This window comes from Micromonospora sp. MA102 (genome assembly GCF_025460765.1).
Taxonomy (GTDB): domain Bacteria; phylum Actinomycetota; class Actinomycetes; order Mycobacteriales; family Micromonosporaceae; genus Micromonospora; species Micromonospora halotolerans.
The window spans coordinates 16669-33743 of the sequence record NZ_JAMWEG010000026.1; the positions used below are offsets into that span (position 1 = coordinate 16669).

The 17075-nt window shown below is 73.4% G+C and carries 14 protein-coding genes; all 14 read right to left on the reverse strand.

All coding sequences use genetic code 11. From position 1 onward, the window contains the following. Positions 1-20: 20 nt before the first annotated feature. Complete coding sequence (locus NFX44_RS31415) at positions 21-830, reverse strand: SDR family oxidoreductase (protein ID WP_262287225.1); 810 nt, start codon at positions 828-830, stop codon at positions 21-23. A 202-nt stretch (positions 831-1032) separates the two neighbouring features. Then, on the reverse strand, positions 1033-2496 hold the full coding sequence (gene argH / locus NFX44_RS31420) for an argininosuccinate lyase (RefSeq protein WP_262287267.1): 1464 nt from the start codon (positions 2494-2496) through the stop codon (positions 1033-1035). Between the two features lie 14 nt (positions 2497-2510). Beyond that, positions 2511-3716: an argininosuccinate synthase gene (locus tag NFX44_RS31425; protein WP_262287226.1), complete on the reverse strand. Its 1206-nt coding sequence runs from the start codon at positions 3714-3716 to the stop codon at positions 2511-2513. Further along, positions 3713-4228 carry an arginine repressor gene (locus NFX44_RS31430; protein WP_262287227.1) on the reverse strand — a complete coding sequence of 172 codons (516 nt, stop codon included), beginning with the start codon at positions 4226-4228 and terminating at the stop codon, positions 3713-3715. The genes NFX44_RS31425 and NFX44_RS31430 overlap by 4 nt, the downstream gene beginning before the upstream one ends. After that, positions 4225-5148, reverse strand: coding sequence for an ornithine carbamoyltransferase (argF, locus tag NFX44_RS31435; RefSeq protein WP_262287228.1), 924 nt, complete (start codon positions 5146-5148; stop codon positions 4225-4227). Before argF ends, NFX44_RS31430 begins: the two co-directional genes overlap by 4 nt. Continuing rightward, entirely contained in the window at positions 5145-6356 is a 1212-nt protein-coding gene (locus tag NFX44_RS31440) for an acetylornithine transaminase (protein WP_262287229.1), read from the reverse strand. The genes argF and NFX44_RS31440 overlap by 4 nt, the downstream gene beginning before the upstream one ends. Continuing rightward, positions 6353-7240, reverse strand: a complete 888-nt coding sequence (gene argB / locus NFX44_RS31445; RefSeq protein ID WP_262287230.1) for an acetylglutamate kinase — start codon at positions 7238-7240, stop codon at positions 6353-6355. Before argB ends, NFX44_RS31440 begins: the two co-directional genes overlap by 4 nt. Continuing rightward, positions 7237-8409, reverse strand: coding sequence for a bifunctional glutamate N-acetyltransferase/amino-acid acetyltransferase ArgJ (gene argJ / locus NFX44_RS31450; RefSeq protein ID WP_262287231.1), 1173 nt, complete (start codon positions 8407-8409; stop codon positions 7237-7239). The genes argB and argJ overlap by 4 nt, the downstream gene beginning before the upstream one ends. Further along, a complete protein-coding gene (gene argC, locus NFX44_RS31455; protein ID WP_262287268.1) occupies positions 8406-9407 on the reverse strand; it encodes an N-acetyl-gamma-glutamyl-phosphate reductase in 1002 nt (333 codons plus the stop codon). The genes argJ and argC overlap by 4 nt, the downstream gene beginning before the upstream one ends. A gap of 92 nt (positions 9408-9499) precedes the next feature. Beyond that, positions 9500-10693: an MFS transporter gene (locus tag NFX44_RS31460; RefSeq protein WP_262287232.1), complete on the reverse strand. Its 1194-nt coding sequence runs from the start codon at positions 10691-10693 to the stop codon at positions 9500-9502. Further along, a complete protein-coding gene (locus NFX44_RS31465; RefSeq protein WP_262287233.1) occupies positions 10690-12111 on the reverse strand; it encodes a hypothetical protein in 1422 nt (473 codons plus the stop codon). Before NFX44_RS31465 ends, NFX44_RS31460 begins: the two co-directional genes overlap by 4 nt. Then, positions 12108-13208 (reverse strand): ABC transporter substrate-binding protein, encoded by a 1101-nt coding sequence (locus NFX44_RS31470; RefSeq protein ID WP_262287234.1) that lies wholly within the window; start codon positions 13206-13208, stop codon positions 12108-12110. The genes NFX44_RS31465 and NFX44_RS31470 overlap by 4 nt, the downstream gene beginning before the upstream one ends. 165 nt (positions 13209-13373) lie before the next feature. Beyond that, a complete protein-coding gene (pheT, locus tag NFX44_RS31475) occupies positions 13374-15923 on the reverse strand; it encodes a phenylalanine--tRNA ligase subunit beta (protein ID WP_262287235.1) in 2550 nt (849 codons plus the stop codon). A 40-nt stretch (positions 15924-15963) separates the two neighbouring features. Further along, complete coding sequence (gene pheS / locus NFX44_RS31480; RefSeq protein ID WP_262287236.1) at positions 15964-17037, reverse strand: phenylalanine--tRNA ligase subunit alpha; 1074 nt, start codon at positions 17035-17037, stop codon at positions 15964-15966. Between the last annotated feature and the right edge of the window lie 38 nt (positions 17038-17075).

Here is a 17075-nt window from a genome sequence, read left to right on the forward strand (position 1 = left end):
GGCACCAAGGGCCGCCTCGTCTACCGGGCGAGAACCCGGCCGCCGAACAGGGCCAGCGTCTCACCTGTGACGTAGCTGCTGTCCGCGTTGCTGGCGAAGAACAGGAAGGCGGCTGCGATCTCCTCGGGCTGCGCCGGCCGGCCCAGCGGCACGCCGTCGGTCTGGTCCCCGTATCCCGCCAGCTGCTCCGGACTGCGGCTGGAGGCGTTCAAGGGCGTCCATACCGGTCCGGGCGCCACGCAGTTCACCCGGATTCCCCGCCCGATCAGTTCCGTCGCCAGCGACTTGGTGAAGGTGTGAATCGCTCCGTTGGTTTCCGCGTACCCGATGAGCGACGGGTTGCCCTCGAAACCGGCGACCGAACCGCAGTTGACGATGCACCCACCCGCGGGGAGGTGCCGCAGCGCCGCACGTGCCATGTAGAAGTAGGCCGACACGTTGGTGCGGAACAGCTCGTCAAGATCGTCGTCCGGAACGTCCGCCAGCGACGAGTACTGGAACAGGATGGCGGCATTGTTCACCAGGATGTCCAGCCGGCCGAACTCCGCGACGGTGCGCTCCACCGCCGAGTCGCAGAACGAGGAGTCCTTCACGTCTCCGGTCAGCACCAGGCAACGCCGTCCCTCTTTCCCCACCAGCTCACGAACGTGGTCCGCGTCCTCCTGCTCCTCGGGCAGGCACACGATGGCAACGTCCGCCCCCTCCCGGGCGAACAGGATCGCGACGGCGGCGCCGATGCCGCTGTCCCCTCCGGTGATCAGCGCGGCGCAATCAGTGAGCTTTCCGGATCCGCGCAGCGCTTTCGCCTGGTTGCGCGGCCGCGGATCCATCCGGGCATCCAGTCCCGGCCTCGACTGGGACTGTCCGGGAAACGGTGGCGTGGGCTGTTCGACAACTCTGTCCGTCGCGTCGCCCCCTAGGTCCCGCCGCGCATGCCCCTTGCCGCACCGGCTAAACGTGGCCAGGCCCCCAGCGTGATGCTGGGGGCCTGGCTCTGTGTCACCCGAGACCGTCGGCCGGGGACCTGATGGCTCAGCGGGGCACGACCCGCTCGGCGGTCCAGTCCCGCCAGCCGGCCAGCTTGTCCGCGGCCGTGGCGAGCTGGTCGGCCACCGGCCCGGGGCCGGTCGAGCCGGGGGTGATCCGGGCGGCCAGGGCGGAGCGCACCGAGAGCACGTCGCGCACCGACGGCTCCAGGTGCTCGCTCACCGCGGCCAGGTCGGCGTCGGACACCTCGTCCAGCGCGCAGTCCCGGGCGGCGCAGAGCGCCACGAGCTTCCCGGTGATCTCGTGCGCGTCCCGGAACGGCACGTTGCGCCGGACCAGCCAGTCGGCCACCTCGGTGGCCAGCGAGAAGCCCGACGGCGCGGTGGCGACCAGCCGGTCCACCCGGACCGTCATCGTGGAGATCATCCCGGCGAGGGCGGGCAGCAGCAGCTCCAGGGTGTCGACCGCGTCGAAGGCCGGCTCCTTGTCCTCCTGCATGTCGCGGTCGTAGGTCATGGGCAGGCCCTTGAGCATGGTGAGCACGCTCATGAGGCCGCCGACCAGCCGGCCGGACTTGCCCCGGGCCAGCTCGGCGATGTCCGCGTTCTTCTTCTGCGGCATGATCGACGACCCGGTGGCGAAGGCGTCGTCCAGCTCGACCCAGCCGAACTCCTGCGACGTCCAGAGCACCACCTCCTCGCCGAGGCGGGAGAGGTGCACGCCGATCATCGCGGTGACGAAGAGGAACTCGGCCACGAAGTCCCGGTCGGCCACCGCGTCCATCGAGTTGGCGAAGGACGTGCGGAAGCCCAGCTCCTTGGCGACCGCCACCGGGTCCAGCGGCAGGCCGGAGCCGGCGAGCGCGCCGGCGCCCAGCGGGCTGACGGCACACCGGTGGTCCCAGTCGCGCAGCCGTTCCAGGTCCCGCAGCAGCGGCTGCACGTGGGCCAGCAGCCAGTGCCCGAAGGTGACCGGCTGGGCGTGCTGGAGGTGGGTCATGCCCGGCGCGGCCGTGTCCACGTGCCGCTCCGCCTGCTCGACCAGGGCCTCGGCCAGCTCGACCAGCCGGGCGGCCACGCCGCGGGCGTGGTCGCGCAGGTAGAGCCGCAGGTCGGTGGCGACCTGGTCGTTGCGGGAGCGGCCGGCCCGCAGCTTGCCGCCGAGGCTGCCGAGCCGCTCCAGCAGCCCACGCTCCAGCGCGGTGTGCACATCCTCGTCGTCGATCGTGGGCCGGAACGTCCCGGCGGCGCAGGCGGCCTCCAGGTCGTCCAGCGCGGCCAGGATCCTCCCCAGCTCCTCGGGGTCGAGCAGGCCCGCGCCGGCCAGGACCCGGGCGTGCGCCCGGGAGCCGGCGATGTCGTACGGGGCGAGGCGCCAGTCGAACTGGACGCTCACCGACAGCCGCGCGAGCGCCTCGGCGGGACCGCCGGCGAACCGGCCTCCCCAGAGGCTCGTCCGGTTGGCGGGGGCGCTGTTCTCGGTCAGGCTCTTGTCGTCCACCCCACCCATTGTGCTGTTCACGATCAGGAACCGCTCAGCCGGGCGTTCCGCGCGGCGGCCATCTTGCTGGGCAGGCCCCAGAGCTGCACGAAACCCTTGGCCAGGGACTGGTCGAAGGTGTCGCCGGTGTCGTAGGTGGCCATGCCGAAGTCGTAGAGGCTGGCCTCGGAGCGCCGGCCCGTGACGGTGGCCCGGCCGCCGTGCAGGGTGAGCCGCACCTCGCCGGAGACGTGCTGCTGGGCGTCGTCGATGAACGCGTCGAGCGAGCGCTTGAGCGGTGAGAACCAGAGGCCGTCGTAGACCAGCTCGCCCCAGCGCTGGTCGACGCCGCGCTTGAACCGGGCCAGGTCCCGCTCGACGGTGACCGCCTCCAACTCCTGGTGGGCGGCGATCAGCGCGATCGCGCCGGGGGCCTCGTAGACCTCGCGGCTCTTGATGCCGACGAGGCGGTCCTCGACCATGTCGAGCCGGCCGACGCCCTGGGCGCCGGCGCGTCGGTTCAGCTCCAGGATCGCCTGGTACGGGGTGACGGTCTCGCCGTCGACGGCGACCGGCACGCCGGCGTCGAAGGTGATGACCACCTCGTCGGCGTCCCGCTCCTGCGCCGGGTCGGCCGTGTAGGAGTAGAGGTCCTCGATGGGGCCGTTCCAGATGTCCTCCAGGAAGCCGGTCTCCACCGCGCGTCCCCACAGGTTCTGGTCGATGGAGTACGGCGACTTCGCCGACACGTCGATCGGCAGGCCCTTCTCCTCGGCGAAGGCGATCGCCTTGTCCCGGGTCCAGGCGAAGTCGCGGGCCGGCGCGATGATCTTCAGCTCGGGGGCGAGCGCGCTCAGGCCGACCTCGAAGCGGACCTGGTCGTTGCCCTTGCCGGTGCAGCCGTGCGACACGATGGTGCCGCCGTGCTTGCGCGCCGCGGCCACCAGGTGCTTGACGATCAGCGGCCGGGACAGCGCGGAGACCAGCGGGTAGCGGTCCATGTAGAGGGCGTTGGCCCGGATCGCCGGCAGGCAGTACTCGGCGGCGAACTCGTCGCGCGCGTCGACCACCTCGGACTCGACGGCGCCGCAGTCCAGCGCGCGCTGCCGGATGGCGTTCAGGTCCTCGCCGCCCTGGCCGACGTCGACCGCCACCGCGATCACCTCGGCGCCGGTCTGCTCGGCCAGGTAGGGAATGGCGACGGAGGTGTCGAGACCCCCGGAGTACGCCAGGACGACCCGCTCGGTCATGGTGTGGTGCTCCCTTCAACGTTCTCTTCCCGGCGGGCCCACGCGGCGAGCTTGTCGCCCAACGCGGCGCCGCCGTCGGCCTCGCGGGCCACGACGAGGATGGTGTCGTCGCCGGCGATGGTGCCGACGATCTCGGACAGGCCCGCTCGGTCCAACGCGCTGGCCAGGTACTGGGCTGCGCCCGGCGGGGTGCGCAGCACGGCGATGTTGCCGCTGGAGTCGACCCCGTTGAGCAGCTCGCGCAGCAGCCGGACGAGGCGGGCCGGTGCGGCCTCGGCCTCGCGCAGCGGCCGGTGGCCGTCCTCCGGGATCAGGTAGACGCCCCGGCCGTCGCCGCCGCGCGCGGTGACCGCCCCCAGTTCCTTGAGGTCCCGGGAGAGGGTGGCCTGGGTGACCTGGATGCCGTCACCGGCGAGCAGGTCGGCCAGCTCGGTCTGCGAGTGGATGGCCTTGTCGCGGATCAGCTCGACGATGCGGCCGTGCCGCGCGGCCCGGGTCAGCGGGGCGGTCATGATGCCTCCAGGAGAAACGTCAGCAGCGCCTTCTGGGCGTGCAGGCGATTCTCCGCCTGGTCGAAGACGGCGCTGTGCGGCCCGTCGAGCACCTCGTCGGTGATCTCCTCGCCCCGGTGCGCGGGCAGGCAGTGCAGCACGATCACCTCGGCCGCGGCGTGGCCGAGCAGCGCGTCGTCGACCCGGTACGGCAGGAACGGCGTGATGCGGTCCTGCCCGTCGGACTCCTGACCCATCGAGGTCCAGGTGTCGGTGGCGACCACGTCGGCGGCGCGGACCGCCTCGACCGGGTCGGTGAGCACCCGGACCGAACCACCGGTGCCGGCGGCGATCTTCTCGGCCCGCGCGACGATCTCGGCGTCCGGCTGGAAGCCGGCCGGCCCGGCGATCCGCACGTGCATCCCGGCGGTCGCCCCGGCCAGCAGGTAGGAGTGCGCCATGTTGTTGGCCGCGTCCCCGACGTACGCCAGGGTGCGCCCGGCGGTGCCACCGCAGCGTTCCCGGACGGTGAGCAGGTCGGCGAGGAGCTGGCAGGGGTGGTAGGTGTCGGTGAGCGCATTGACCACCGGCACGGTGGCGTGGCTGGCGACCTCGGCGATCCGGTCGTCGCCGTGGGTGCGGAGCACGATCGCGGCGACGTAGCGGGACAGCACCCGGCCGGCGTCGGCGAGGGTCTCGCCCCGGCCGAAGTGGGTGACCTGGGTGTCCACCACGAGCGGGTGCCCGCCCAGCTCGGCGATGCCCGCGTCGAACGAGATCCGGGTGCGCAGGCTCTGCTTGTCGAACAGCACCGCCACCGACCGCGGGCCGGCCAGGGGCTTGTGGGCGAACCGGTCGGCCTTCATCCGGGCGGCGAGGTCGAGCACGGCGGCCTGCTCGGCGGGCGCGAGGTCGTCGTCCCGCAGGAAGTGGCGGATCATGCGGGGACCTCCGTGGCGGCGGGTGCGGGGGCGGCGGGTGCGGGGGCGGCGGCGTCGAGGGCGGCCGGCAGCGCGGCGAGGAAGGCGTCGACCTGCCCGGCGTCCAGGATCAGCGGCGGGGCGAGCCGGACCACGCCCGGCTGCACCGGGTTGACCAGGAAGCCCGCCTCCCGCAGGGCGCCGCTCACCGCGCCGGAGACCGGCGCGGCGAGCACGATGCCGAGCAGCAGGCCGGCGCCGCGGACCTCGGCGACGAGCGGGTGCCCGAGCCCCTCGACGCCGCGCCGCAGCCGCTCACCGACTCGCTTCACGTGATCGAGCAGCCCCTCGTTGGCAATGGTGGCGACCACGGCGAGCGCGGCGGCGCAGCTGACCGGGTTTCCCCCGAACGTGGTGCCGTGCGAGCCGGGCGTGAGCAGGTCGGCGGCCCGCCCGAAGGCCAGGCAGGCGCCGAGCGGCAGCCCGCCGCCGAGCCCCTTGGCCAGGGTGACGACGTCCGGCTCGACGCCGTCGGCCTGGTGGGCGAACCAGTGCCCGGTGCGGCCGACCCCGGTCTGCACCTCGTCGAGCACCAGCAGCGCGCCGTGCGCGGCGGTGATCCGGCGGGCCTCGGCCAGGTAGCCGGGCGGCGGCACGACGACGCCGTTCTCCCCCTGGATCGGCTCGACGATCACCATGGCGGTGGCGTCGGTGACCGCCCCGGCCAGGGCCGCGGCGTCGCCGTACGGGACGTGGGTCACCTCACCGGGCAGCGGGCGGAACGGGTCGGCCTTGGCGGGCTGGCCGGTCAGCGCCAGGGCGCCCATGGTCCGGCCGTGGAAGCCGCCGTGCGTGGCCACCACGTGGGTGCGGCCGGTGAGCCGGGAGAGCTTGAACGCGGCCTCGTTGGCCTCGGCGCCCGAGTTGGCGAGGAACACCCGGCCGGGGCGGCCGGCCAGCGCCAGCAGCAGCTCCGCCAGGGCCACCGGCGGCTCGGCGACGAACAGGTTCGACACGTGCCCGAGGGTGGCGACCTGCCGGGACACGGCGGCCACCACGGCGGGGTGGGCGTGGCCGAGGGCGTTGACCGCGATGCCGCCGAGCAGGTCGACGTACTCCCGGCCGGCCTCGTCGACCACGACGGCGCCGGAGCCGGAGACGAGCGCCAGCGGCGGGGTGCCGTAGTTGTCCATCATGGCCTGGCCCCAGCGCTCGACCAGCGTGCTCATGACGAGATCACCATCGTGCCGAATCCTTCCGACGTGAACACTTCGAGGAGCGTCGAGTGGGCGACCCGGCCGTCGACGACGTGCGCGGCGGGCACTCCCCCGCGCACCGCCCGCAGGCAGGCCTCCATCTTCGGGACCATCCCGGACTCCAGGGACGGCAGCAGCTTCGCCAGGTCGTCGGTGGTGATCTCGCTGACCAGGCTGGCCGTGTCGGGCCAGTCGGCGTAGAGGCCGGGCACGTCGGTGAGGACGACCAGCTTGCGCGCGTCCAGGGCGACGGCGAGCGCGGCGGCGGCCGTGTCGGCGTTGAGGTTGTGCAGCACCCCGTCGGCGTCCGGCGCGACCGTGGAGATGACCGGGATCCGGCCGGCCGCGATGAGGTCGGCCACCGCCGAGACGTCCACCGACTCCACGTCGCCGACCTGCCCGACGTCGACCGGCTCCCCGTCCACGTACGCCGGGCGGCGCACCGCGGTGAACAGGCCGGCGTCCTCGCCGGAGAGGCCGACCGCGAACGGACCGTGGGCGTTGATCAGGCCGACCAGCTCGCGGCCGACCTGCCCCACGAGGACCATCCGGACGACGTCCATGGCCTCGGGGGTGGTGACCCGCAGGCCGCCCTTGAACTCGCTGGCGATGCCGAGCCGGCCGAGCATGGTGGAGATCTGCGGGCCGCCGCCGTGCACGACGACCGGCTTGAGGCCGGCGTACCGGAGGAAGACCATGTCCGCGGCGAACGCCCGCTGCAGCTCGGGGTCGACCATGGCGTTGCCGCCGTACTTGACCACGACGGTGGCGCCGGAGAGGCGGGCCAGCCAGGGCAGGGCCTCGATCAGCGTCTCGGCCTTGGCCTGGGCCCGGGTGAGGTCGGCGGTGAGGCTCATGACGAGTACGCCGAGTTCTCGTGCACGTACGCGTGCGACAGGTCGTTGGTCCAGATCGTCGCCTCCGCGTCGCCCGCGTGCAGGTCGATCCGGATGGTGACGTCGCGGCCGGCGAGGTCGACCTTGGCCCGGTCCTCGGCGGCGGCGCCGCCCCGGCACACCCAGATCCCGTTGACGGCGACGTCCACGCCGTCCGGCTCGAAGGCGGCGGCGGTGGTGCCCACGGCGGCGAGGATCCGCCCCCAGTTCGGGTCGTTGCCGAACAGCGCCGTCTTGACCAGGTTGTTCCGGGCCACCGAGCGGCCCACCTCGACCGCGTCGTCCTCGTCGGCGGCGCCGGTCACCTCGATGGCGATCTGCTTGGTGGCGCCCTCGGCGTCGGCGATCAGCTGCTGGGCGAGGTCGTGGCAGGCGGCGGTCACCGCGGCGGTCAACTCGGCCGCGGTGGGCTCGATGCCGGCGGCGCCGCTGGCCAGCAGCAGCACCGTGTCGTTGGTGGACATGCAGCCGTCGGAGTCGATCCGGTCGAAGGTGACCCGGGTGGCGGCCCGCAGCGCGGCGTCCAGGGTCTCCGGCCCGGCCACCGCGTCGGTGGTGAGCACGCAGAGCATGGTGGCCATGGCCGGGGCGAGCATCCCGGCGCCCTTGGCCATGCCGCCGACCGCCCAGCCGCTGCCCCGGGCCACGGTGGTCTTGGGCCGGGTGTCGGTGGTCATGATCGCCTCGGCGGCCGGGTGACCGCCCTCGCGGGACAGGCCGCGCACCGCCCCGCGGACGCCCGGGAGGAGCTTCTGCATGGGCAGGCGCTCGCCGATCAGGCCGGTGGAGCAGACCGCCACCTCGCCGGCGCCGACCATGAGCCGGGGGCTGCTGGCGGTGAGCGCGGCGGCGGTGTGCTCGGCCGTGGCGTGGGTGTCCTGGAAGCCGGCCGGACCGGTGCAGGCGTTGGCGCCGCCCGAGTTGAGGACCACGGCGCGGACCACGCCGCCGCGGACGACCTGCTGGGTCCAGAGCACCGGGGCGGCCTTGACCCGGTTGGCCGTGAAGACGCCGGCGACACCGGCGTCGGGGCCGTCGTTGACGACGAGGGCGACGTCGCCGGCGCCGCTGGCCTTGAGGCCGGCGGCCACGCCGGCGGCGCGGAAGCCCCGGGGGGTGGTGACGGTCATGGGGCTACTCCAAACACGGGCAGTCCGGTGGTCTCGGGGAGGCCGACCATCAGGTTGGCGTTCTGCACGGCCTGGCCGGCCGCGCCCTTGCCCAGGTTGTCGATGGCGCTCACCACGATCACGCGGCCGGAGTCGGCGTCGACCGTGACCTGGAGGTGGCAGGAGTTCCCGCCGGCGGTGGCGGCGGTGTGGGGCCACGTCCCCTCGGGCAGCAGGTGCACGAAGGGCGCGTCCGCGTACGCCGCCGCGAGCACCTCGCGCGGGTCGGCCGCGCCGGTCGGGACGGCGGTGACGGTGGCCAGGATGCCCCGCGGCATGGGGGCCAGGACCGGGGTGAAGGTGAGGCTGGTCGCCCCGGTGGCCTGCTTGATCTCGGGCACGTGCTGGTGGGCGCCGACCTTGTAGGGCGACAGGTCGCCCATCACCTCGCTGCCGAGCAGGTGGGCCTTGGCGGCCCGGCCGGCGCCGGAGGTGCCGGAGGCGGCGACCACCACCACGTCGGTGGGGAGGACGGCGCCGGCGGCGATCAGGGGGGCGAGGGCCAGGGTGGTGGCGACCGCGTAGCAGCCGGTGCTCGCGACCCGGTCGGCCGCGGCGATGGCCGCCCGCTGGCCGGGCAGCTCGGGCAGGCCGTAGGTCCAGGCGCCGGCGTGGTCGCCGCCGTAGTAGCGGGCCCAGGCGTCGGCGTCGCGCAGCCGGTGGTCCGCGCCGAGGTCGACCACCTTGACGGCGGCGGGCAGGGTCGCGGCGAGGGCCGCCGACTGGCCGTGCGGCAGGGCCAGGAAGACCAGGTCGGAGTCGGCCAGGGTGGCCGGGTCGGTCGCTCCGAGGACCAGGTCCAGCCCGGCGAGCTGCGGGTGCACGGCGGCGACGGGCCGGCCGGCCGAGGCGTGCGCGGTGGCGGTGACCAGCTCGAATTCGGGATGCCCGGCGAGCAGCCGGAGCAGTTCGCCGCCGGCGTAGCCGCTCGCGCCGGCGACCGCGACCCGGATGCCCATACTCACCTCCGCATGACTATGCAGAGAAGGTATCAGGCCATCCGGTTCGGCTGCAAGTATATGCAGCGCTCAGCATGACCAAACATAAATGGTCAGTGCGCCGGAGGCGGGTCGCTCCGTCGCGGCCCCGGCAATTTCCGGATCTTCCACAACGCCAGGGCCACCACCGCGACACCGAACCCGGCCCAGATCCCGGCGGCGTACGGGGTGGAGTGGCTCTCCGCCAGCACGCCGAGGAAGGGGCGGGCCAGCGCGATGCCGACGCCGGCCAGGCAGGAGACCAGGCCGAAGATCATGGCGCGGACCGGCCGGGGGCTGACCTCGTTGGTGAACACCTCCAGCAGCGTCATGCCGAGGGCATATCCGAAGCCCATCACCGGCAGGAACACGAACGGACCCAGCCGGGCGGCCTGGCTGAGCGCGGCCAGGGCACCGAGCACGAGCAGGAACGCGCAGGTCAGCGCCGTTCGGCGGTGTCGCGCACCAAGGTGTCCGGCGGCCAGTCCACCCAGCACGGAGGCGGCCGCGAAGGCGGCGTACATCCAGCCGGTGACCTGGGCCGACAGGCCCAGTTCCAGCGCCAACGGCTGAAACAGGATCCGCGCGCTCCAACCGAACAGCAGCAGCAGAGCCCCCAGCCAGACCGCCTGCCGGACGCGAACCTCGGCCATCGCGCCCCGGACGCCCGCCAGCACCGAGGACAGCCGGGCCACCAGCCGCGGCCCGGTGATCTCGGGCAGGGTGAGCGCGAGCAGGAAGGCGCCCGCGGCCAGGGCGGCCGTGACCGCGAACGGCAGCCGCGGGTCCGTCTCGTACAGGTAGCCGGCAGCTAACAGCGAGAGCAGCACCGAGACGTTGCCGGCCGCCCGCGACAGGCCGAACGCCTTCGACGGGTCGATCTCCCGATCACCCCGGGTGCAGAGCTCGTACAGGTAGGTGCTGGCCGCCCCGGACGTCAGGGCCCAGAGCACTCCCCAGAGAATCCAGGCCGCGAACAGCATCTGCACCGAGTGGATCTGGGTGATCAGCACGAACGTGAGCACGGTGCCACCGGCCAGCGCCAGGTACGTGCGCCGCCGCCCCAGCAGGTCCGCGAGCGCCCCGACCGGGAACTCGCAGAGCACCGAGACGATCCGGAAGACCCCGTCGGCGAGCACCGCCGTGGTCAGCGGGAACCCGAGGTCCAGCAGGTAGATCAGCCAGATCGGAAACCAGAACTGCACCTCGAGCAGGAACTGGGTGACGATGAAGGTTCGGACCGGGCGGCTCCGCAGCGCCGCTCTCATGAACTCTTGTCGCGGCGGAAGAAGAGGTAGAGGGTCACCAGCAACGCCGACACCACCCCGGAACTGACCAGGATCGCATCCGCCGGCTGCGCCGCGACCCAGTCCACCAGCCCGGACCGCCCCAGGTCGTAGGCCGCCATCTCCGGGTCGCTGGCGATCGACCGCCCGAACTCGGTCAACGCCAGGGCCGTGCCGAGGACCGAGGTCATCGCGATGCCCAGGAGGATGAGATCGGTGAACATCGCGGACCGGGCCGTACGTCGGGCGGCCAACTCCGCCAGCCGGCGGGAACAGGCTTCGATCTTGTACCGTACCGGTTCCTCCAGGAGCTGGGCGTAGTCCCAGAACTGAAGGATCGCGTCCATCTCGGCCCGTACCGCACGCGTGAGGTACTTCGACAGGTCCCGCCGCTCCATGATGGCCAGCTCCGCCCGCTGACTCAGACTGGTCAACTGTCCCTTGAGCCGCTCCAGCTCCCACCGGGAGCCCGCCGCCGCCGAGTCCGCGAGGATCTGCGACAGCCGGTTGTCGATCCGGTCCAGCACCCCGTAGAAGACCTGGGCGTAGCGCAACGCCTCCCACGGGTCGTGGAACGGGTCGCCGGGCGCCATCCGGCCGCCCACCCGGGTGTGGTCCAGGAAGAGGTAGTTCAGCCACCGGACCAGGTGGTTGACCTCGCCGTCGAGCAGCCGCTCCGCAGGGGCGCGGTCGTCCCCCGGAATCACCACGTCCTTGAGCCAGTGCCGCACCGCCTGCGCGGCGCCCGGTTCACCCGGATCCACCACCAGGCTGCGGGTGACCCACAGCGGCTCGCCGAACTCCGCGGTCACCGGGTCGTGCTCCGGGGTGGCTGCGAGGATGATCCGCTCGTCGGGGTCCGCGCGGCGCAGCAGCGCCAGCACCGGGTGCAGATACCGCCGCACGGTCTCCCGCGCCACCCGCTCACCGGTCGCCACCGCCCGAGCCTGCAGGTCGTCGAGGCTGGCCGGCACGTCTCCGGCGCCCCCCGCGAGCGCCGACGAGACGTCCGCCAGCAACTCCAACAGCAGCAGGCCGTGGTCGTACAGCCGGAAACTGATCTCCGTGATCCCGGTCAGGCCGTCGGTCCGTCCGCACAGCGCCGTCGGCAGATGCTCCGGGCGCAACGTGCCGGCGAGCACGTGCACCGGCCGCTCCACCGCGTGGTCGCTGATCGTCCGATACCGGTTCAGCGTGCTGACGGCCCAGACGTGTGCCAGCACAACCGCCGGGGGCGGGACGGGCTCGTCGCCGCCGGGCGCCAGCCGCGCGACCAGGTCGTCGACCGCGGGTTGCTGCCCGGCCCAGAAGTCGGCGTACCCGGTCGGGTCGCGCAACGCCGCGCCGGGCACGGCGTAGTAGTCCACCACCACCGGGGCGAGGATCCGAAGCTGGGTCACGGCCCCTCCGGCGTGAGCAGCAGGGCACGGGCATCGACGTACAGCGCCCGCCCCTGCGCCGGGCCGTTTGTGATCTTCACCTGCACCAGGATCCGTTGCGCCGGGGCCTGGCCGGCCGGGGTGCGGGCGGAGCTGACGAACGACTCCGGCCAGCTGATCACCCGGGCCCGCGTGCCCCGCGGCGCCAGCAGCAGCACGTCGCCCTTGTCGTCGAGCAACTCCACCAGCCCGCCGCCACCGGTGGGCTCCAGTGTCACCTCCTGTGTCGCCGACGGCTCCAGCTCGGCGACGATCTCCTCGTAGTCACTGCTGCGGCGCATCTGTGCCAGCTCCGCGTTGAACTCCCTCATCACGGTGGCGGCCTCGCGGGTCTTCGGCATCATGAAGTACAGGCCCTCCACCGAGTGCACCAGCGGGTCGTCGCCGGGGAGGTGGCCGAAGTCCCCCGCGTCGGCGGCCAGGGAGGGATCGGCCAGCGCCGCCTGCCCGGACAGCAGCCCCTCGGCGAGCACGTCGATCTTGCCGTCGGCCAGCGCCTGGAAGCCCTGCACCGTCGAGTCGAACTCCACCAGCCCGGTCACCGCGGACTCCAGCTCGTCCCAGTAGTCGTAGCCGGCGATGCCGCCCACCCGCAGTGCCGACAGGTCGGTGGCTGAGGAGATCCGCGGCTCGCCCTCGCGGCGGTCGTAGAACAGGACGTACTCGAAGTCGACGAGCCGGTCGGAGAGCAGGAAGCGGTCGCGTCGCGACTGGCTACCGACCAGGGGAAACATGCCGATGGAGGCGCCGGAACCGAGCTGGTCCTCGGTCAGCGCCCACGACGAGGCGTACCGGATCTCGGGCCGGTAGCCGGATCTGCTGAGGACCTCGACGACCAGCTCGGTCATCGGACCTCCGTGCGGCAGGTCCGGACCGACGAACGGGGCCCAGTCTCCACTGGAGATCAACACCGGCCGGGGCGGCGACGTGGGCGAGGAACGCACCCCGACCGCCACGATCGCCGCGGCGACCAGCACCGTCGCGACCAGCGCCACCACCGGTCCCCAGGTACGCAGCCGTCGGAGCACTGTGGACAGCTGGCGAGGATTCCGGGTCACGCTCGGTTCCCATCCGGAGAAAGTGGACGAGGCGCCGTCGGCGGCACCGCGGTCGCACCGTGTCTGAGGAACCCGTAGCGTACAAGATCCGATCATCCGGCCCGGGTACGCGAAATCCCCGCCGGGCGCGGTACACGACCGCACCCGACGGGGACTCGCCGACGCTCAGGAACCTCGCAGCGTGGCGCCGAAGCGTTCCGCGGCCCGGGCCACCGCCGCGTCCCGGGCGGCCACCGCCTCCTCGCCCGCCAGGGTGCGGTCCGGGGCCCGGAACGTCAGCTTGTACGCCAGCGACCGGCGGCCTGCGCCGAGCTGCGCGGACGCGTACACGTCGAAGAGCCGGACGTCCTCCAGCAGCGGGCCGGCCCCCTCGACGAGGGCCCGTTCCACCTCGGCGGCCGGGACCGACTCGTCCACCACGAGCGCCACGTCGATGAGGGCGGGCGGGAAGGTGGAGACGGCCGGACCGGCCACCACCGGCGCGGCGGGCAGCGCGTCCAGGTTCAGCTCCATGGCGCTGGTCCGCCGGGGCAGCTCCAGGGTCGCCACCACGGTCGGGTGCAGCTCACCGGCGTAGCCGACCACCGTGTCGTCCACCCGCAGCTCGGCGCAGCGGCCGGGGTGCCAGGGGGCGCGCTCGGCGGCCCGGACGGTGACCCGGTCGGCGGGGATGCCGGCGGCGGCGAGCACCGTCCGGCCGGCCTCGACGGCGTCCGCCCAGCCGGCCGGGCGGCCCGCGCCCCACCAGCCGGTCGGCTCCATCTCCCCGGTGAGGGCCACCGCGACGTGCCGCGGCTGGTCCGGGACCACCGCGTCGGCGCGGGCGAACTCCTCGTCGGTCGGGCGCCGGTCCACGCCCATGGCCGGCGGGGCGCCGGCGCCGGGACGCGGGTGGAACACCGTACCGATCTCGTAGATCGCCACGTCCCGCTGGCCCCGGCCGACGTTGCGCTTGAGGATGCCGAGCAGCGGGCCGAGCAGCGTGGTGCGCAGCAGCGGCTCCTCCTCGGACAGCGGGTTGGCCACCCGCACCGCGGGGCGGCGCGGGTCGTCGGCCGGCAGGCCGAGCTGGTCGGCCAGCTCGGCGGAGACGAACGGGTGCGCCAGGACCTCGACGTACCCGCGCTCGGCGAGCGACCGGGCGACGGCCCGGCGGCGCTGCTGCGGCGCGGTGAGGCCACGGCCGGGGGGCGCGGTGGGCAGCACCGACGGCACCCGGTCGTAGCCGTCCAGGCGGACCACCTCCTCGACCAGGTCGGCCGGGTCGGTGAGGTCGGGCCGCCAGCTCGGCGGGGTGACGCTCAGCACCGCACCGCCGCCCGCGGCGGCGACACCCGTCTCGCCCGGGTCGTCGCCGAGCCGGTCGGCGCCGCGGGTGACCGCGCAGCCGACCTGCTCCAGCAGCTCCACCACCCGCTCCGGCGGGTACGCCACGCCGACCCGCCGCGACGGCAGGTCCACCGGCAGGGCCACCGGGGTACGCGGGCGGACGTGGTCGAGGTCGAGGATCTCGGCGCCGACGGTGCCGCCGGCGTGCTCGGCGAGCAGCCGGACGGCCTTCTCCAGCGCGACCAGCGGCAGCGCCGGGTCGACGCCCCGCTCCCAGCGCTTGGCCGCCTCGCTGAACAGCTTGTGCCGCCGCGCGGTGCGCCCGACCATGGCCGGGTCCCAGTGCGCCGCCTCGAACAGCACGTCCGTGGTGGAGGCGACGACCTCGCTGGTCTCGCCCCCCATCACGGCGGCCAGGGAGATCGGCCCGGTGTCGTCGCAGATCACCATGTCCTCGGCGACCAGCGTGCGGGTGACACCGTCCAGCGTGGTCAGCTTCTCCCCCGGCTCGGCCCGGCGAACCACCAGCGGGCCGCTGATCCGGTCGGCGTCGAACGCGTGCATCGGCTGGCCGAGCTCGAGCATCAGGTAGTTGGTGATGTCGACCGGCAGGGAGATGCTGCGAACGCCGGCCACGCCGAGCCGCCGGGACATCCAGCCCGGCGTCCGCGCGGTCGGGTCGACGCCGCGGACCATCCGGGCGGCGAACCGGTCGCAGCCGACGGTGTCGCGCACGTCGACCGGGTACGCCGGCTCGGCGGTCCCGCCGGGCGCGGGGATGTCGGCCGGGTCGCGGAACGGCACCCCGAGGGCGTGCGACAGCTCGCGGGCGATGCCCCGGACGCTGAGCGCGTACCCGCGGTCCGGGGTGATCTCCAGCTCGACCACGACGTCGTCGAGGCCGACCACCGGGCGCGCGTCGTCGCCGGGCTTGGCCGGGCTGTCCTCGGGCAGCACGATGATGCCCGAGTGGTCGTCGCCCAGGCCCAACTCCTTCGCCGAGGTGATCATGCCGTTGGAGTTGCGTCCGTAGGTCTTGCGCGCGCCGATGTGGAAGTCGCCGGGCAGCACGCCGCCGGGGAGGATCACCACGACCCGGTCGCCCGGGGCGAAGTTGCGCGCCCCGCAGACGATCTCCTGCGGCTCACCGGTGCCGTTGGCGGCGCCGACGTCCACCCGGCAGAACCGGATCGGCTTCTTGAAGCCGGTCAGCTCCTCGATCTCCAGCACCTCACCGACCACCAGGGGGCCGGTGACGGTCTCCCGCAGGTCCACCACGGAGTCGACCTCGATGCCGAGGTCGACCAGCGCCTGCTCCAGGTCGCCGGTGGGCAGGTCGGCCGGGAGGTCGACGTACTCCCGCAGCCAACTGACAGAAACTCGCATGACTGTTAAACCACCGTCTCCGTAACTCGTGCCCGCACCGTCAGACCCCGAACGCGCGGGTGAACCGCACGTCGCCCTCGGCCATGTCCCGCATGTCGCTGACCCCGTGCCGGAACATCACGGTCCGGTCGATGCCCATGCCGAAGGCGAATCCGGAGTAGACCTCCGGGTCGATGCCGCAGGCGCGCAGCACCCGCGGGTTCACCATGCCGCAGCCGCCCCACTCGACCCACTGCGGACCGTCCCGGTGCTCCGGGAACCAGACGTCGAACTCGGCGGACGGCTCGGTGAACGGGAAGTAGTGCGGCCGGAACCGGGTCTTCGCGCCCTCGCCGAACATGGCCCGGGCGAAGTGGTCCAGCGTGCCGCGCAGGTGCGCCATGGTGATGCCCTTGTCGACCACCAGGCCCTCGACCTGGTGGAACACCGGGGCGTGGGTGGCGTCCAGCTCGTCGGTGCGGTAGACCCGGCCCGGCACCACCACGTAGATCGGCGGCTTGCGGGTCAGCATGGTGCGCGCCTGCACCGGCGAGGTGTGGGTGCGCAGCACCAGGCCCGAGCTGTCCGCGCCGGCCTGCGGTGCGATGTGGAAGGTGTCCATGAGGCCGCGCGCGGGGTGGTCCGCCGGGATGTTCAGCGCGTCGAAGTTCGTCCACTCCAGCTCGACCTCGGGGCCCTCGGCCACCTCGTAGCCCATCCCGACGAACAGGTCGCTGATCTGCTCCATGAGGGTGCTCAGCGGGTGGCGGGCGCCGCGCGGCCGGCGGTCGTAGGGCAGGGTCACGTCGACCCGCTCCTCGACCAGCACCCGCTCGGCCTGCTCGCGCTCCAGGATCTCCTGCCGGGCCGCGTACGCGGACTCGATGGCGCGGCGGGCCTCGTTGACCCGCTTGCCGGCGTCGGACTTCGCGGCCGGCGGCAGCGCGCCGATCTCCCGGCGCGCGAGCGACACCGGGGACCGGTCCCCCAGGTGCGCGGGGCGCAGCGCGGTCAGCGCGTCCGGGTCGGCGGCGGCGGCGAACGCCTTCTCGGCGTCGGCCACGGCCGCGGCCAGGGCGTCCGGGTCGAGCAGGGCGACCTGCTTCGGGTCGTACGGATCGTTGCGGTAGCTCATGGCGTACGGGCACTCCCTCACGGCGGCGCCGGCCCTCA